Annotated in this window: 14 protein-coding genes; 3 read left to right on the top strand and 11 right to left on the bottom strand. The window is 40.5% G+C overall.

The genetic code is table 11. The annotated features are described in order from the left end of the window. Window positions 1-2: 2 nt before the first annotated feature. From rsmH to ED605_RS03275, 3 genes are all read right to left on the bottom strand, one after another. Window positions 3-968, bottom strand: a complete 966-nt coding sequence (rsmH, locus tag ED605_RS03285) for a 16S rRNA (cytosine(1402)-N(4))-methyltransferase RsmH (RefSeq protein ID WP_121977471.1) — start codon at window positions 966-968, stop codon at window positions 3-5. A gap of 42 nt (window positions 969-1010) precedes the next feature. Further along, a complete protein-coding gene (gene mraZ, locus ED605_RS03280; RefSeq protein ID WP_121977470.1) occupies window positions 1011-1436 on the bottom strand; it encodes a division/cell wall cluster transcriptional repressor MraZ in 426 nt (141 codons plus the stop codon). A gap of 253 nt (window positions 1437-1689) precedes the next feature. Continuing rightward, on the bottom strand, window positions 1690-2067 hold the full coding sequence (locus ED605_RS03275) for a DUF3397 family protein (protein ID WP_121977469.1): 378 nt from the start codon (window positions 2065-2067) through the stop codon (window positions 1690-1692). Window positions 2068-2161: 94 nt separating this feature from the next. Between ED605_RS03275 and ED605_RS03270 the strand changes: the two genes are divergently transcribed. Next, complete coding sequence (locus ED605_RS03270; protein ID WP_225419031.1) at window positions 2162-2284, top strand: DUF4044 domain-containing protein; 123 nt, start codon at window positions 2162-2164, stop codon at window positions 2282-2284. Between the two features lie 357 nt (window positions 2285-2641). Here ED605_RS03270 and ED605_RS03265 read toward each other — a convergent pair whose 3' ends face one another. From ED605_RS03265 to yjbM, 6 genes are all read right to left on the bottom strand, one after another. Next, on the bottom strand, window positions 2642-4972 hold the full coding sequence (locus tag ED605_RS03265) for a DNA translocase FtsK (protein WP_121977467.1): 2331 nt from the start codon (window positions 4970-4972) through the stop codon (window positions 2642-2644). A gap of 98 nt (window positions 4973-5070) precedes the next feature. Then, window positions 5071-5583 carry a tRNA (cytidine(34)-2'-O)-methyltransferase gene (locus ED605_RS03260; RefSeq protein ID WP_121977466.1) on the bottom strand — a complete coding sequence of 171 codons (513 nt, stop codon included), beginning with the start codon at window positions 5581-5583 and terminating at the stop codon, window positions 5071-5073. A gap of 14 nt (window positions 5584-5597) precedes the next feature. Next, window positions 5598-6446: a methyltransferase domain-containing protein gene (locus ED605_RS03255; protein WP_121977465.1), complete on the bottom strand. Its 849-nt coding sequence runs from the start codon at window positions 6444-6446 to the stop codon at window positions 5598-5600. An 11-nt stretch (window positions 6447-6457) separates the two neighbouring features. Continuing rightward, window positions 6458-7351 (bottom strand): RluA family pseudouridine synthase, encoded by an 894-nt coding sequence (locus ED605_RS03250; RefSeq protein ID WP_121977464.1) that lies wholly within the window; start codon window positions 7349-7351, stop codon window positions 6458-6460. Beyond that, complete coding sequence (locus tag ED605_RS03245) at window positions 7344-8156, bottom strand: NAD kinase (protein ID WP_121977463.1); 813 nt, start codon at window positions 8154-8156, stop codon at window positions 7344-7346. Before ED605_RS03245 ends, ED605_RS03250 begins: the two co-directional genes overlap by 8 nt. Beyond that, entirely contained in the window at window positions 8137-8787 is a 651-nt protein-coding gene (gene yjbM / locus ED605_RS03240) for a GTP diphosphokinase (RefSeq protein WP_121977462.1), read from the bottom strand. Before yjbM ends, ED605_RS03245 begins: the two co-directional genes overlap by 20 nt. 410 nt (window positions 8788-9197) lie before the next feature. Here yjbM and ED605_RS03235 point away from each other — a divergent pair, with 410 nt between their 5' ends. Then, window positions 9198-9824: a DsbA family protein gene (locus ED605_RS03235; protein ID WP_121977461.1), complete on the top strand. Its 627-nt coding sequence runs from the start codon at window positions 9198-9200 to the stop codon at window positions 9822-9824. A gap of 151 nt (window positions 9825-9975) precedes the next feature. Here the strand turns inward: ED605_RS03235 and pepF are convergent, their stop codons facing one another. Both pepF and ED605_RS03225 read right to left on the bottom strand, forming a co-directional pair. After that, window positions 9976-11781, bottom strand: coding sequence for an oligoendopeptidase F (gene pepF, locus ED605_RS03230; protein WP_162919735.1), 1806 nt, complete (start codon window positions 11779-11781; stop codon window positions 9976-9978). 40 nt (window positions 11782-11821) lie between these two features. After that, complete coding sequence (locus ED605_RS03225) at window positions 11822-12964, bottom strand: competence protein CoiA (RefSeq protein WP_121977459.1); 1143 nt, start codon at window positions 12962-12964, stop codon at window positions 11822-11824. 160 nt (window positions 12965-13124) lie between these two features. On the opposite strand from ED605_RS03225, the gene ED605_RS03220 reads away from it, so the two are divergent. Beyond that, window positions 13125-14648 (top strand): gamma-glutamylcysteine synthetase, encoded by a 1524-nt coding sequence (locus ED605_RS03220; protein ID WP_121977458.1) that lies wholly within the window; start codon window positions 13125-13127, stop codon window positions 14646-14648. The last annotated feature ends 92 nt before the right edge of the window (window positions 14649-14740 follow it).

Genomic DNA, 14740 nt, shown 5'->3' with positions numbered 1-14740 from the left:
ACTTATGTATTCTTCTTTCCACTAGATTTTGTTCGTTCAATGATTCGCAACTTAGCGCTATGAGCGCGATGATTTTTCGCCAATTCCGCCTCACTGGGTGTAATTGGCTTGCGGGTAATTAATTTAAATTTTGGCTGAAGTTCAGCGGGAACAACCGGTAAATTAGGCGGCAATTCCGGTAACGATGATTTTTCCTTAAACATCGTCTTAACCAAACGGTCTTCCAACGATTGGAACGTAATCACACTGATTCGTCCCCCAACTGCCAGTAAATCCAGCGCTTGCTCCAACGAATCCTCTAAAGCCGATAATTCATCATTCACTGCAATTCTGACTGCTTGAAAAACTTTTTTGGCCGGATGGCCACCGTGACGCCTGGCAGCTGCCGGAATTGCTTCTTTAATTAGCACGACCAAATCAGTTGTCGTATTAATCGGACGACTTTTTCTTGTTTGCTCGATTCTTCGGGCAATTGATTTGGCAAACTTTTCTTCACCATATCGGTAAAAAATTCGCACCAGCTTTTCATAAGGCCATTGATTAATAATTTCCCAAGCATCCAATGATTGTGTCTGATCCATTCGCATATCCAGCCTGGCGTCAAATCGATAACTGAATCCCCGGCCAGCTTCATCAAACTGAGGTGATGAAACCCCCAAATCATAAACAACGCCGTTAAGTTGTTTAACGTTAAATTTTTTTAAAGCCGTTCGAAGTTTTCGAAAATTGTTATGGACAAGCACTAGTCGACCATCCTCAATAAACGACTGAAGATGTTGTTGATTATACGAAATTGCTTCCTCGTCTTGATCAAACGAATACAAGTGTCCCTTATTCAATTGTTTTAAAATTTCTGTGGTGTGTCCCCCACCACCCAGCGTTGCATCGACGTATGTACCGTTGGGATCAACGTCTAAGCCGTTTACCGCTTCCCGCAGCAAAACGGTAACATGCTCAAAATCAGACATTCAATCACCACTTTTCAGTTAGCCTAGTTATTTTGGTTAGTTTTAAAGATCAATGATGTTCTCGGCAATCTCATCAAAATGGGCTGCCGCATCATTAGTGAAGTCATGCCAAGCCTGTTCGCTCCAAATCTCAATCCGATTCGAAACACCAACCACGACACACTTTTTTTCGATTTTAGCGTAATACCTTAAGATACTAGGAATATTAACGCGACCTTGTTTATCAAATTCACATTCCTGAGCAGCCGAAAAGAAAAAACGCGTAAAGGCCCGAACGTCTCGTTTATTAACTGAAAGCGAGTCGATCTTACCCTCAACTTTTTCCCATTCAGACATTGGATATCCAAATAAACAGCCATCCATGCCTCGTGTAATGACGAACTTGTTACCAAGATCCTGACGAAATTTAGCTGGGATGATAATCCGCCCTTTGGCATCAATATTATGCTGGTATTCACCAAGAAGCATCCATTCATCCCCCTTAATTTCAGCTTGCAATCACATTTTACCACAATTCCCCACTACCAACCACATTGCCCCGATTTTTGTAAAAAGAATGTCACAATGATTTTTAGATAAAAGATTAAAGGTTCACAAAGCCTGCCACGAAGGGATTGGTAACTGGTGGCAATCATGTGGGGCAAAATAAAAAGGACTTAGGAATCCAACTATTGAAATTCCCAAGTCCTACTTTTTTATTTTTTGATACTCATAACACTGGCTATTGAAACAAAAAGTACGAAAAAGTGCCGAGCCATCCAATTACCAACAACAAGTCACTTAAACGCCAAAACAATACGAAAAATCGTCGATAAGTCATTTCACGATCTGTCAAAATTTGCCAAAGGAGGACAACCAGTCCAATAGTCATCCAAATAATCACAATTTGTGGCAAAACTGATCTTTCCGATATCGTTCCGCTTAGTTGCTGAATAAAGACCAATAAAAATGGCGGCCATAGATCAATTGGAACAATGGCAAACCGATTTTTAATTGACCGATTTTTACGAATTAATATCATAATACTGGCAACCAATAACAGAAAAACCAATTGGCCCAAAAACACTACTGTCATGACTGTCCACGAAGGAAATTGCATCGATTTGACCTCCCAATTTTGACAAAACATATTGCAATGACTGATAATGACCGTTAGACTTATGAGTGAATATAATCAGAAAGTGGTGCAAATCTTGGCACGAAAAAAAAGATCAACGTTTCAAAAAATTACACTGGTATTTGTATGGATTATGATTATTGCGACTGTCGGCTCACTACTGGCTTCCGCTGTGATCACCATTATGAACCAGCAGTAACTATTCAGTATTGAATACTTAAGGCTACCCATTAATTAATTAAAGGGTGGTCTTTTTTTGTCCTATAATCAGCGACCTTATATTCCAGATGCTAACCGTTTGGCTTCGCTCACTGAATTAGGACAGTTCCTCCAAGCAGCATCATTCCGTATAAGGGATTGATTCGAAAAAGCCAAAATCAGGCTTTCCCGAATCAACGCCTTATACTCCAGATGCTAACCGCTTGGATTCACTCACTGAATTAGGACAGCTACACCAAACAGCATCATTCCATATAAGGGATCGATTGGAAAAATCCAAACCCGGAATTTCCCCAATCGACGCCTTATATTCCAGATGCTAACCGTTTGGCTTCGCTCACTGTTTTTTGAAGACTTCCCTTGGCTTGCTGCCGTTTTGAGGACCAATATAGCCTCGGTTTTCCAAATCATCAATTAACCTAGCCGCTCGATTATAACCAATTCGAAAATGCCGCTGAAGTAGCGACGTGCTGGCCTTTTGCTCCTGAACGACAAAAGCCAGCGCATCATCAAATAAATCGTCCTCTGATTCTTGCTCATCCTCCTGCTTGATCTCCTCATCACTAACCATCATCGATTCATCGTAATCAGCCGATTGCTGGTTCGTGATGAACTTTACAACCCGGGAAACATCTTTATCGGGAATAAAGGCTCCCTGCACCCGAATTGGTGTGTTGGAATCAATTGGCAAAAACAGCATATCGCCACGACCAAGTAACTTTTCTGCACCATTTGTATCAATAATGGTTCGTGAATCAATCCCACTTGAAACAGCAAAAGCAATCCTAGAGGGCACATTGGCTTTAATCAACCCGGTAATAACATCGACGGATGGCCGTTGAGTTGCCAAAATCATGTGAATGCCGGCAGCCCGACCCATTTGGGCTAAGCGAATAATCGCTGCCTCAACATCGTTTGAAACGGTCATCATTAAGTCGGCCAATTCATCCACAATGACCACAATGTACGGCATGGGTTGAATTTTAACGTCATTTTCACGATTATTTTTAGTCGCAAATTCATTAAACGTGCTGATCTTTCGCTGACCATACTTGGCAAACAACTCATATCGATTTTCCATCTCGGAAACCACTTTTTGAAGTGCTCTAGCCGCTTTCTTTGGTTCCGAAACCACCGGGCTAAGTAAATGAGGAATGCCATTATAGACTCCCAACTCAACCTTTTTAGGATCAATTAACATTAATTTAACCTGACTTGGCTTGGCATTTAATAAAATGCTAGTGATAATTCCGTTAATCGCAACTGATTTACCACTACCGGTCGAACCGGCAATCAACAAATGCGGCATTTTAGTTAAATCAGCCGTAATCACATTGCCATTAACGTCTTTTCCAAGAGGAACCTGAAGCAAGTGACCATGATTATCCGGTTGATGTTCAACAACGTCTCTAAACGAAACGGTGGCAATTTTTCGATTGGGCACCTCGATGCCCACTAACGATTTGCCAGGAATCGGCGCCTCAATTCGAATGTCCTTAGCAGCTAAAGCCAAGGCAATGTCATCTGCCAAATTAACGATTCGGCTAACTTTCACCCCAATGTCCGGATGAATTTCATATTTTGTAACCGATGGGCCTAAACTGACATGTTTAATTTCCGCTTTGACGCCAAAACTATCCAACGTTTTTTGAAGGACTTTGGCATTATGATCAATCGATTTCAATTCCCCTGATTGATCATCTTGTGACATTTTAGTTAACAAATCCGCCGTTGGTAATTGATAAGCGTCGTCCTCCTGAACATTAACCAAATCCACATCATTAGTTGGATTTTCATCGTCTGCTTGATCCGTAGATGATGAAGCTTGATTTGTCTTAGAATCAGTTTGGTTGGCCTTCTTATCCGAAACGGCCATTCCAGAAATCGTAATTGATGATGTTGAAAACTTTGAGGACGTTGGTTGGCTTTCGTTCGAACCATGTTGTATCGACGTTAGCGGTTCAGCTGGTTGATCAACAGTTGGTTGATTTGCCGCTTGAACCGGCTTGGCTTTTGAAGAACGTGAAGCCAATTTCTTTTTAAGCCGCCGGTAAAAGCCCCCTAAAAAACTAATTCCCTGATGGCAGGCAACAAAAGCTTTGCTAAACGAAATATTGAATAAAACAAAGCCCCCAGCGATCACCAGCATCCCGCTGACAATCCCGGCCCCGATTTTTCCAACCAGCATATGTAAGCTTGAAAAACAAACCGCTGCCAGAATGCCACCACCAATGTTGGAGGTCGTGTTTGAGGAAACCATATCGTCAGTCAGCTTTCCCCAGTTGGCAGAAATAAAATTAACCGGCTGGGCAGTTTGACTATATTCTATCAAGCTAAGGGTAATTAAAATTCCCAGTAAGATCATGGTAGTTCCCAAAAAATAACGCCAATTTATTTTAGGGAATCGAGCAAATCCTGTTAACCAAAGGCTCCCAATCATGACGACAATCAAACCAATCGGATAAAGACTCCCAACAAAGATTCGCATCAAATTAATCACAAATATACCAACGATACCAGCGTGAAGAAGCCCCAACAACGCTAAAATAGCGACAACAAGTCCCAAAAGATTAATCGAATACTTTGAGAAAAAGTTATCTGATTTTTTGCTTTTAGTTGGTCGACCGCGTTTTTTAGTTGTTCGTTTGCGAGTTTTTTTTGTCGCCATGGTCTACCTCCTCAAATCAACTACATAGTCATCTTTCATCACTTATTCGGCGAGCAAAAATTTTGGGACCACTTAGGCTCTTTAAAGAACTCACTGTCCTATTTAAGCTTATCGTGCGGGTAGCGATGCGTTCGTTCCAATTGATTGAAGTGCTGCTGTCTTAAAACTTCATAGATGACAATTGCACAACTATTGGATAAATTTAATGCGCGAATATGGGCATCATCCTGAGGAATTCGAATTGCTTTTTCGGGATTTTGCCTCATGAACGGTTCCGGTAACCCAGTTGTTTCCTTGCCGAATAATAAATAATAGTCTTCGTTTGGATCTGAATAGTCTGGATCCGTATAGTCCTGATTGGCAAACTTTGAAACTAGAAATAAATTTTTAGGATTGTCGACCGTTTTTAAAAAAGCCGGCAAATTTTGATGATAATTAATTTTGACCTTGTCCCAATAATCCAACCCAGCTCGTTTCAAATGCTTATCATCCATTTTAAACCCCAGGGGTTCAATTAAATCTAAAACAGTATCAGTGCCGGCACAAGTTCTTGCAATATTACCGGTATTTGCCGGCATTAAGGGTTCAAATAAAACAATGTGGTTAGCCATTTCTTCCTCCAAGTTTAAAAATGTGTTATTAGAATTGAAACATCAACTGTAATTTCGGTTAATTCATCAAGCTGTGTCGAAACGTTTTGCCGACGACCACGTCCCCAATGAAGTGGCGTCATCATCAATAAGTCGTGCTGATACCCTGTTGGAATTTGAAATTGATAGCGTAACGATTCAACCTTACTATTTGGATAATGATTTCGAAACAGTGCCAGGACCTTTTGATTAGAATAGAAACTGTTTGCTTGGTGCTCACCATATAATAACTGACGTAATTCCTGCAGGTAACCGCTATTCGGGATGGTTTTAATTAATTGGCCGCCACGCTTAATGACTCGGTTAAACTCACTATACGAAGAAGGCGAGAATAAATCAATCACCGTTGAAAAAACATGATCATTAAAGGGTAAATGGGCCAAATCAGCAACACAAAAAAACGCCTGATGATTATACTGAGTTGCTAAATTAATCCCATCTTTCGAGATATCAAATCCAATCGCCGTATCGTTACCAGGCCTTGCTTGTAACAGGCGAGCCAGCGGGGTGCCTTCACCACAGCCAACATCCAAAATAGTTTCCGGTTCGGGTTTTAACTGGGCCCCAACCTTTTTTATAATGCCATCAAATAATCCAGCACTCAACAAGCGTTGTCTTGAAACCAACATCTGTTTATCATACTCGTTATTAGCTGATCGATTCAAAAAATAAAGTGTCCCCTTTTTTGATAAATCAAACGAATGACGATTAGGACAGATTAGTTGGTAATGAACCACCTCACTAAAAGGCTGGTCACATACTGGGCAACGAAACAGGTGCTGGTTCTGCTTAATAAATGCGGCACCAAGTTCAATTTTCTTCAATCAGGTTGCCCCTACCTTTCATTATTTGCCAGATAAGTTTTCATGTCGTCAGGAAGTGGCGCTGTATAATTAACAAATCGTCCACAAAACGGGTTAAAAAACCGCAATCGAGCACAGTGTAAAGCTTGCCGCGGAAATGAACGATCTTCTGGATTATAAAGCCAATCGCCAACCAACGGATGACCAATCGCCTTCATGTGAACTCGAATCTGATGAGTCCGTCCCGTATGAATCCGTAAGTCAAGCAACGTATGGGCTACCAACCGACGTTTAGTCCACGCTTCGGTAATTGACATTTTTCCTGGGTCGCCAACTTGACGCATCACTAAAGAACCGGCCACTCGCTGAATTGGTAGATCAATTTCAAAATGGTCGGTTGAAAAGACGCCTTCAACGATTGCCAGGTAATTTTTCTTAATTTGATGATCCTTCAACTGCTTATCTAAAACCGAATGCGCTAAATGGTGCTTGGCAAAAATAACCAACCCACTAGTGTCCTTATCCAGTCTTGTGACAATATGAATTTTTTGATTGGCATAGTGTTGACGCTGATAATAGCCCTTAACTCGATTAACCAGGGAATCATTTGCCCGATTATGGGCGGGAACTGAGGCCACCCCCGCAGGTTTGTTCACCACCAAAAAATGCTCATCTTCAAAAATAATATGAATGGGTAAAGTTGAAGCCGGCACCTGATCATTTTCCGGTTCCGGAGGTAAAATCACAGTTACCACGTCATTTTGAGCTAATTTTCGATTAACTAGTGATGGAACGCCATTAACCAACGTATGACCACCATGATACTTGATTTTTTTCAAGAGAGTGCGCGTCACACCATAACCCATGATGAACGTTCGAAGCTTGATTGGCGCATTCCCACGGTATTTCCAAGTAAACTTAGTCATCCAAATTAACCTCGCCGATAAATGAATTGCTGACCCGACGCCAAAATTGCGTGTGTCGATATTGAGCAAAAGCAATCCGTTTTTGAGAAATCCGATATTCAACCGAAGCAACCGTTCGCGTCGTAATCACTTGATGATCACACGTTAAGATTGTTCGATGCGTTGACTTCGGAACGATTTTAATCCATTCATCCGGCGCAATGATCAACGGGGAACCCAGTGTTCGAAAGACTCGGTTATTAATGGACGAAATTTCAGCAATCTGAATGGCGTTCAACCGTGGATTAATAATCGCGCCGCCAACTGATTTATTATACGCCGTTGAGCCACTGGGTGTCGAGACACATAGACCATCACCACGGAAACTCTCAAACAATTGATTTTTGATGTAGACATCTGCCACCATTGACCCACTAATTTGTTTCAAAGTGGACTCGTTTAAAGCTAACCCGACATCAGCCGCACCGCCACCAGAATAATTGACCTTAATGTCTAATAAAGGATAGGTGACACTCTGGCCATTATCATTTTCCAAACTGGCAACTAAATCATTCACTTCATAATCCCGCCAATCCGTGTAGAACCCAAGATGGCCTGTGTGAATGCCGATAAATCGAACCTTATCGTTAATATCTTGATAGTGATGGAAAGCCGAAAGTAGCGTTCCATCCCCACCAACTGAAATCACAATTTCTGGATTTAGCCCATCGATTATCAAACCGGTTGATTTTTCAATTTGATTTCTTAGGGAAGTCGCCACGATATTTGAAGCTTCCCCTAAATTACTATATATCGCTATTCTCATCTGATGACTTCCTCGCATCCTTGTCCGTTGTTTCCTGCTTAGTCTCCTGGAGTTCACCACGGATCTCAGACATTTCTTCATCTAGCTTAAAGGCAGCTTCAGCAGACCGTTCTAATCGAACTTTTAAGTCATCTGGAAATTCACCTTTATACTTATAGTTAAGTGAATGCTCAACTGTTGCCCAAAAGTTCATGGCCAATGTTCGAACCTGAATTTCAGCCAAGATCACCTTTTCGCCATCCAACATTTGAACAGGGTATTCAAAAATAATATGATAAGAACGATAACCGCTGGGTTTTTTATTGTGAACGTAGCCGCGCTCTTCAAGAATATTGATATCTGTTCGTTTCCGTAACAAATCCACTACCTGGTAAATATCTTCAACGAACTGACACATAATCCGCAAACCGGCGATATCTTCCATATCTTCTTCAAGTCGGTCTTCTGAAATATGCCGACGAACCATTTTCTCTTTAATACTGTCAACGGGTTTAACCCGTCCGGTTACAAATTCAATTGGGCTTCGACCATCCAGCTTCAAAAATTGGGCTCGAATCCCACGTAATTTTACTTTTAATTCATCAACAGCCTGTTTGTATGGAATTAAAAAATTATCCCAATCTTCAACCAAGCTATCACTTCCAATCTTGTAAATGGACAAGTAGCCATTGATTTATAATCAACGGTTGTCACCGGCCAAAACTGCCAGCTTACCCACTCGTTTTCCAGTTTTTAAATTTTACAATCAGCCTATATTCTAACATAATAAATAAGGATTCCCCAAAAAGTGGATGGAAAAATCTCTTGGGAGGCGATTATTCAAAATAATTGTCACGAGTACTCTGAATTGTTTTTCTCGTCACCTGACCCTGTTTTTTCTACCAATCAGCATTTAGAAATCCGAAAAATTGTCAGCAGTCACACTTTTTACATATTGTTGTGAGCAAATATATTGTTTTTAGCTCAAAATTTGGTATTCTTAGATAAGTAAATAATTGGTATATTACTTTTATTTTGTCGATTAAAAATTGGAGGGGCACTATGGTTCTCGAAATTTATTTATTCATTGATCCGTTAAATCGACATTGTTACGACGCCGAGAAAACAATTGATAATATTTCCCGCAAACTAAATACCAAGGTTTCAGTTCGATTCATTACGATGTTAAACATCAAAATTTTAAATCAAATGGCAACGAAAGCAGGTCATCAATTTGACCATAAGCTTCCGTATCATATTGTACTTGATTCTAAAGCGGCCTCCTTTCAGGGGAAAAGGTTGGGGCGCCGCTTCTTAATGGATCTGCAGCGTGAATTGTTACTTAACAACCGTGAATACAACGATGAATTGGTTTATCAGTTAGCGGAAAATAATGGTTTGGATTGTGAAATGTTTGAGGAAGACAGACGATCCGAATTGGCGGAAAACATGTTTAAATGTGATCAACGAATGGTTCATGAAATGTCGGTAGATGAACCGGCAACTGCTGTTTTATTTAATTCAGCAGTTGATAATAACGGCGTACTGATTAAGGATTTTGATTATCAATCAATGTTTAAATTCTGCGAGCGCAGTGTTAGTTCTGTGGCGCATTTCGAAGAGTTGGTTAAACAACATCAAACAAATCGGGGAGCAACTATCTTATATCCCCAATCGAATTTCTTCTAAAAGTAGTCTAATGATCTTAGACAAAAAGCAGTCAAAATAACCGAAAATGGTTATTTTGACTGCTTTTTGTAATACTAATCTAAGCAAGTTGCTCAGCTAAGAAGTATATCAGTTTTGGTTACTAACGATAACTAACGAATGATAGTATCGGTTAGAATAACGCTTCAAATTCATTCAATCGTTTTTCAAAAATTTCAAACGCTTTCTCAAGATAATCTGATTTGGTCATGTCAACGCCAGCTTTTCTCATTACATTAATCGGCGTATCGGAACTGCCAGACTTCAAATAGTTTAAATATTTGTCAACGTTATTTTGGTCACCGTGCACAATGTTATCAGCAAGCGTTGAGGCAGCTGCGAACCCAGTCGCATATTGATAAACGTAAAAGTTATAATAGAAATGCGGAATTCGGGACCATTCTAAACTGATTTGCGGATCAGAAATCACACTTTGACCATAATACTTTTGATTTAGTTGACGATAATAATCATCTAAAAAGGTTGCTGTCAACGGCTGCCCCTTTGCATCCTGTTCATGAATATACTGTTCAAACTCCGCAAACTGGGTTTGACGGAAAACCGTTCCCTTAAATCCGTCAAGATAGTAATTTAAAACATACCGCTTCATTTCCGGATCATCTTTAAACTTATCAAGCAGATAATCAGTTAGAATATTTTCGTTTGTAGTTGAGGCAATTTCGGCAACGAAAATTGAATAGTCTCCGTACTGATAAGGTTGATGATGTGAAGCATAGTAACTGTGCATGCTATGACCCGTTTCGTGAATAAGTGTATACAGATTATCTAAATTATCTTTCCAGTTTAGTAAAATAAACGGGTTGGTGTCATAAGTACCGGAAGAATACCCACCACTTCTTTTATAGCGGTTTTCAACAACGTCAATCCATCGCTGGCTAAACTCCTCTTTTACATGACTAACGTATTCAGGTCCCATTACCTGAAGAGCATCCAAGGCGACCTTTTTAGCTTCATCAAACGTATACTTTGGTGATTCTTTACCAACTAAAGAAGTATACAAATCGTACATGTGCAAGTCATCGACACCAAGAATTTGTTTTCGAAGTGCGACATAACGGTGTAAAAGATCCAAATGCCGGTTCACTTCACTAACTAGATTATCGTAAACCTTTACTGGAATTTCATTAGCGGAAAGTGCTGCTTCAAGAGCTGACCCATAGTGACGCAGGTGGGCTTTAAAATTGTGATTCTTAACATTTGTCGTCAAGGTAGCGGCCAAAGTATGCTGAAATTGATCATACACTTCATATAATTTTTCAAAGGCCTGCTTTCGAACTTTCCGATTAGTTGATTCAAGCAGAATACTGTAAACGCCCTGTGACAATTGAACTGACTGCCCATTCTCATCGGTGACCGTTGGAAATGACAAATCCGTATTATCCAATATCCCAAAAGTTTTTTCACCAGATGAAAAAATATCATCGGCACCCGCTAAGACTTCTTCCACCTCATGTCCCAAGATATGAGCACGTTTAGCAAATGTTTGATCATACAAGCGTTTATAAGCCTTTAACTTGGGCTGTTGCTGATAAAAGGTCGTCATTTGCTGATCGCTTATTGTTAACAGCTCCGGATCAAACCAAGCTACTGCTGCGCCAAACTGAGCCGCCAGGGACTGACTTCTGGCATACATTGCCTGATAACGGCTCTCACTGGTATCCTGATCGTTTTTTAATTGAGCATATACGTAAACCTTTTCAAGCCTCCGAGAGACCGTCAGCAGCCTTTGAGTCGCCTCCAAGAGTGCATCCGCATTCTTGGAAAGTGTTCCTGCCATCTTTTTTAATTCTGGCAGGGCCGCTTGAACCGCCGAAAAATCTTCCTCAAACTGATCATCGTTTTGATAAACTGTCGATAGATCCCAAGTTAAATCAACTGGGACCTCTTTACGTAATGGTAATTTTTGAGTCTCCGCCATGTTCCAACATCCCTTTTCAATCTTAATTAATACTAGATTATCACAAGAGTCGCGGTGCTGTCATAATAAACAATCGTTTTTGGTCATAATCTGTAAACCAAACCGGCCATTTCAAAATTTGAATGCCGGTGACCGTTTGTCTAAGATATCCCTGGTCATGTAACTGGATTAAGAATTGGCGGAATTCAGCTTTAAAAAACGGCTTGCTGTCAGAAATTTGGGCAAAGTCAATCTTAAATTGGTCATAACTAATTTCAAAAAGCCCGGTCAGTAAGCGATCCGACATGGTCAGCCGTGAACCATCAAAAAGTCGTAACATCAGCCAAACTCGCCAGCAAAGAATTGATCGCCGAAAAATTGGTAAATTCCCCGTTCGATTGCCATGACAAATTAACGGGCACCCTATGAATAATTTTTGAAATGCGTAACAATCCGTCACAGCCGGTAAGTACGTATGACGACCCGTCAAATTACATCGCTGAATTTGCTGCAACTGTTTAAGTAATTGCCGGCGAACCGTCTTTTGGCCTAAAAACCGGGGTTGAACCGATCTGGGTGGCCGTTTTAAATAGGCTAACAATGCCGCCAAATTTAAAAAGTTTTGAGTTTCACCAATCAATTTTCCTGCCATTTCTCTCAACTGAAAATGTAATCTAAAATAGCCCTCTTTTTCAAGGTAACAAATAAAATAGAATCCCAACTGGCGATGATATTTAGCAAATTTTGCAATCATCTCGCACTGATAATGCATTGATTCATACCGTGGTCCAAGAATCCATATTACCCGTTTGGCAACCTTCAGATATCCTTGAGTTCGGCGTTTAATGCTGTCAAATGAAATTGGACTGCATTGATATTCCAGAACTGTCTCCAAGTCAGGGACAAAAACGTCGGCCCGCTGATCAATTTGTGGAAAAATTCGTTCTAAAACGGCTGAATAGCCTAATGCCAGCATGTCAGTCTTTAACCGAAGCTTCCCAGCCAGATGAATTTGACTCTCATTTTCACTAAATGGACACGCAGTTCTGGATAAATGACTAAAGTGGGCAATCCGGCAATGACCATGTTTAAAAATGACCGGCTGATGACATTGTGGGCAAACATAAGCCAATTTTTTGGTTTTGGACTGGCTATCAATTTGATCGGCTTCAATCAATCGACCGTTTAATTGGGCAACAAGCACTAATTAATCACTCCTTTCAAGTTTCTATATATCAATTACGATATTTTTCAATTGGATTTTGCCTGGATTATCAAAGATTTGGTAAAACAGGCGTTATCCTATAACAACTTCAACAAAATTAGTTATAATAATGTAAATCTATCCATTCAGGAGAGTGCCCATGCTTGAAAATCTATTAACGTACATCAAACAAGAAGACGTTGCAGAACAGCTTTATCACAGCTTGATCGGAATTGAAATTGAAGAACATCGAATTGAGGGAGATGGGCATTTGAGTCGTCACCCCTATCCGCAAAACTTAGGTTCAAGAAAATATCATCCCTATCTTCAATCCGACTTTTCAGAGTCGATGAACGAACTGGTTACAGACCCAAATCCGACAATTGGCGGGGTCTTGGACCAGTTGGATACCATTCAAACTGTTTTATATCGATCCATGAAACCCGATGAATATATTTGGCCCTTCAGCATGCCCCCGGCACTTTCGGCGGATGATATTAAATTTGTTGAGACCCACTTTGCTCGACCGCCCTTCCAAGCTTATCGAGATTATTTAACTAAAAAATACCAAGTCCCTTTAAAAATCGTGACAGGTTTGCATGTCAATTTCAGTATTCCAGAGCCAGTTATTAATCGGCTCTATACCCATTACGAAAACCAATTTCAGTCACTAGTCGACTTTAAGAATGCCCTTTATTTTCAAATTACCCAGAATTTTGTTCTGCATCGATGGTTGCTGACATACTTATTTGGTGCCAGTCCAATTGCTGAAGCCGGCTTCTTTCCAGCTGAAAATTCTCCGTTATCCCACCCAGTGAGAAGCATTCGCAATAGCATCTATGGTTACCTTAACAAGCCCGAGGATCGGGTTAACGTGACACTTTATTCCAGCCTGGGTAACTATATCGATCGACTTTCAGAAGCTCTTAATCAACATCGATTGTTCTCGACAGCTGAATTTTATGGACCGGTTCGACTCCGGGGGCAAAAGTCATTAGCTGATTATCGTACCAAGGGCATTTCATATTTAGAATTTCGAGTCATGGACAACACACCGTTTACGCCCAACGGCATCAGTCGGCACGCATTGTATTTCCTAAAATTTTTCCTGATGTATTTACTGATTCATCCCGTTGATGAAACCAATATTCACGATCAGCTCAAACAATCATTTAACGAAAATAACCAAGTGGCCTTGGAACGACCTGATCAACCGACTTTTAAAACAGCTGATGGTCTACAGATATTTGATGAACTTATCGAGATGGCTAAACAATTACATGCTCATTCGGAACAGCTTCAGGCACTGGATGACTTTAATGAAGTGATGAGTCATCCCGAATTGACAGCTTCAGCTATGCTACTGCCCAAAATCAAGCATCAAAGTCTCCAAGAATTTGGCATTCAAACGGCAAAAGCTTGGAAAGCCCAACGCCTCAATTCAAAGGATCTGCTTCCGGCAATGGCTAATTTAAGTGAAAATGCCCAGCGGTTAGTTTTTGAGGCGATTGCACTTGGCATTCGTTACTATGAAGTTCGTGATGAAAATGGTGAAGAGTTGTTAATGTTGACTTACGACAATGTCACTCAAGTGGTATATTCAAGCAAAATTAGCAATCATCCACTTCAATACCTGTACGACTTGTTTCCAGGAATTGAAGCAGCTGCCAAAAAGAACTGGTAAATATGAGAGATTGTTAAAGGACCAGGATAAAATGATTATCCCGGTCCTTTTTTGAAGAACCATTAAGTCATACTGAAATTGCCTTGTCAAAA

This window comes from Lentilactobacillus raoultii, from assembly GCF_900411375.1.
Classification (GTDB): domain Bacteria; phylum Bacillota; class Bacilli; order Lactobacillales; family Lactobacillaceae; genus Lentilactobacillus; species Lentilactobacillus raoultii.
This window is presented reverse-complemented; position numbering and strand designations above follow the sequence as displayed.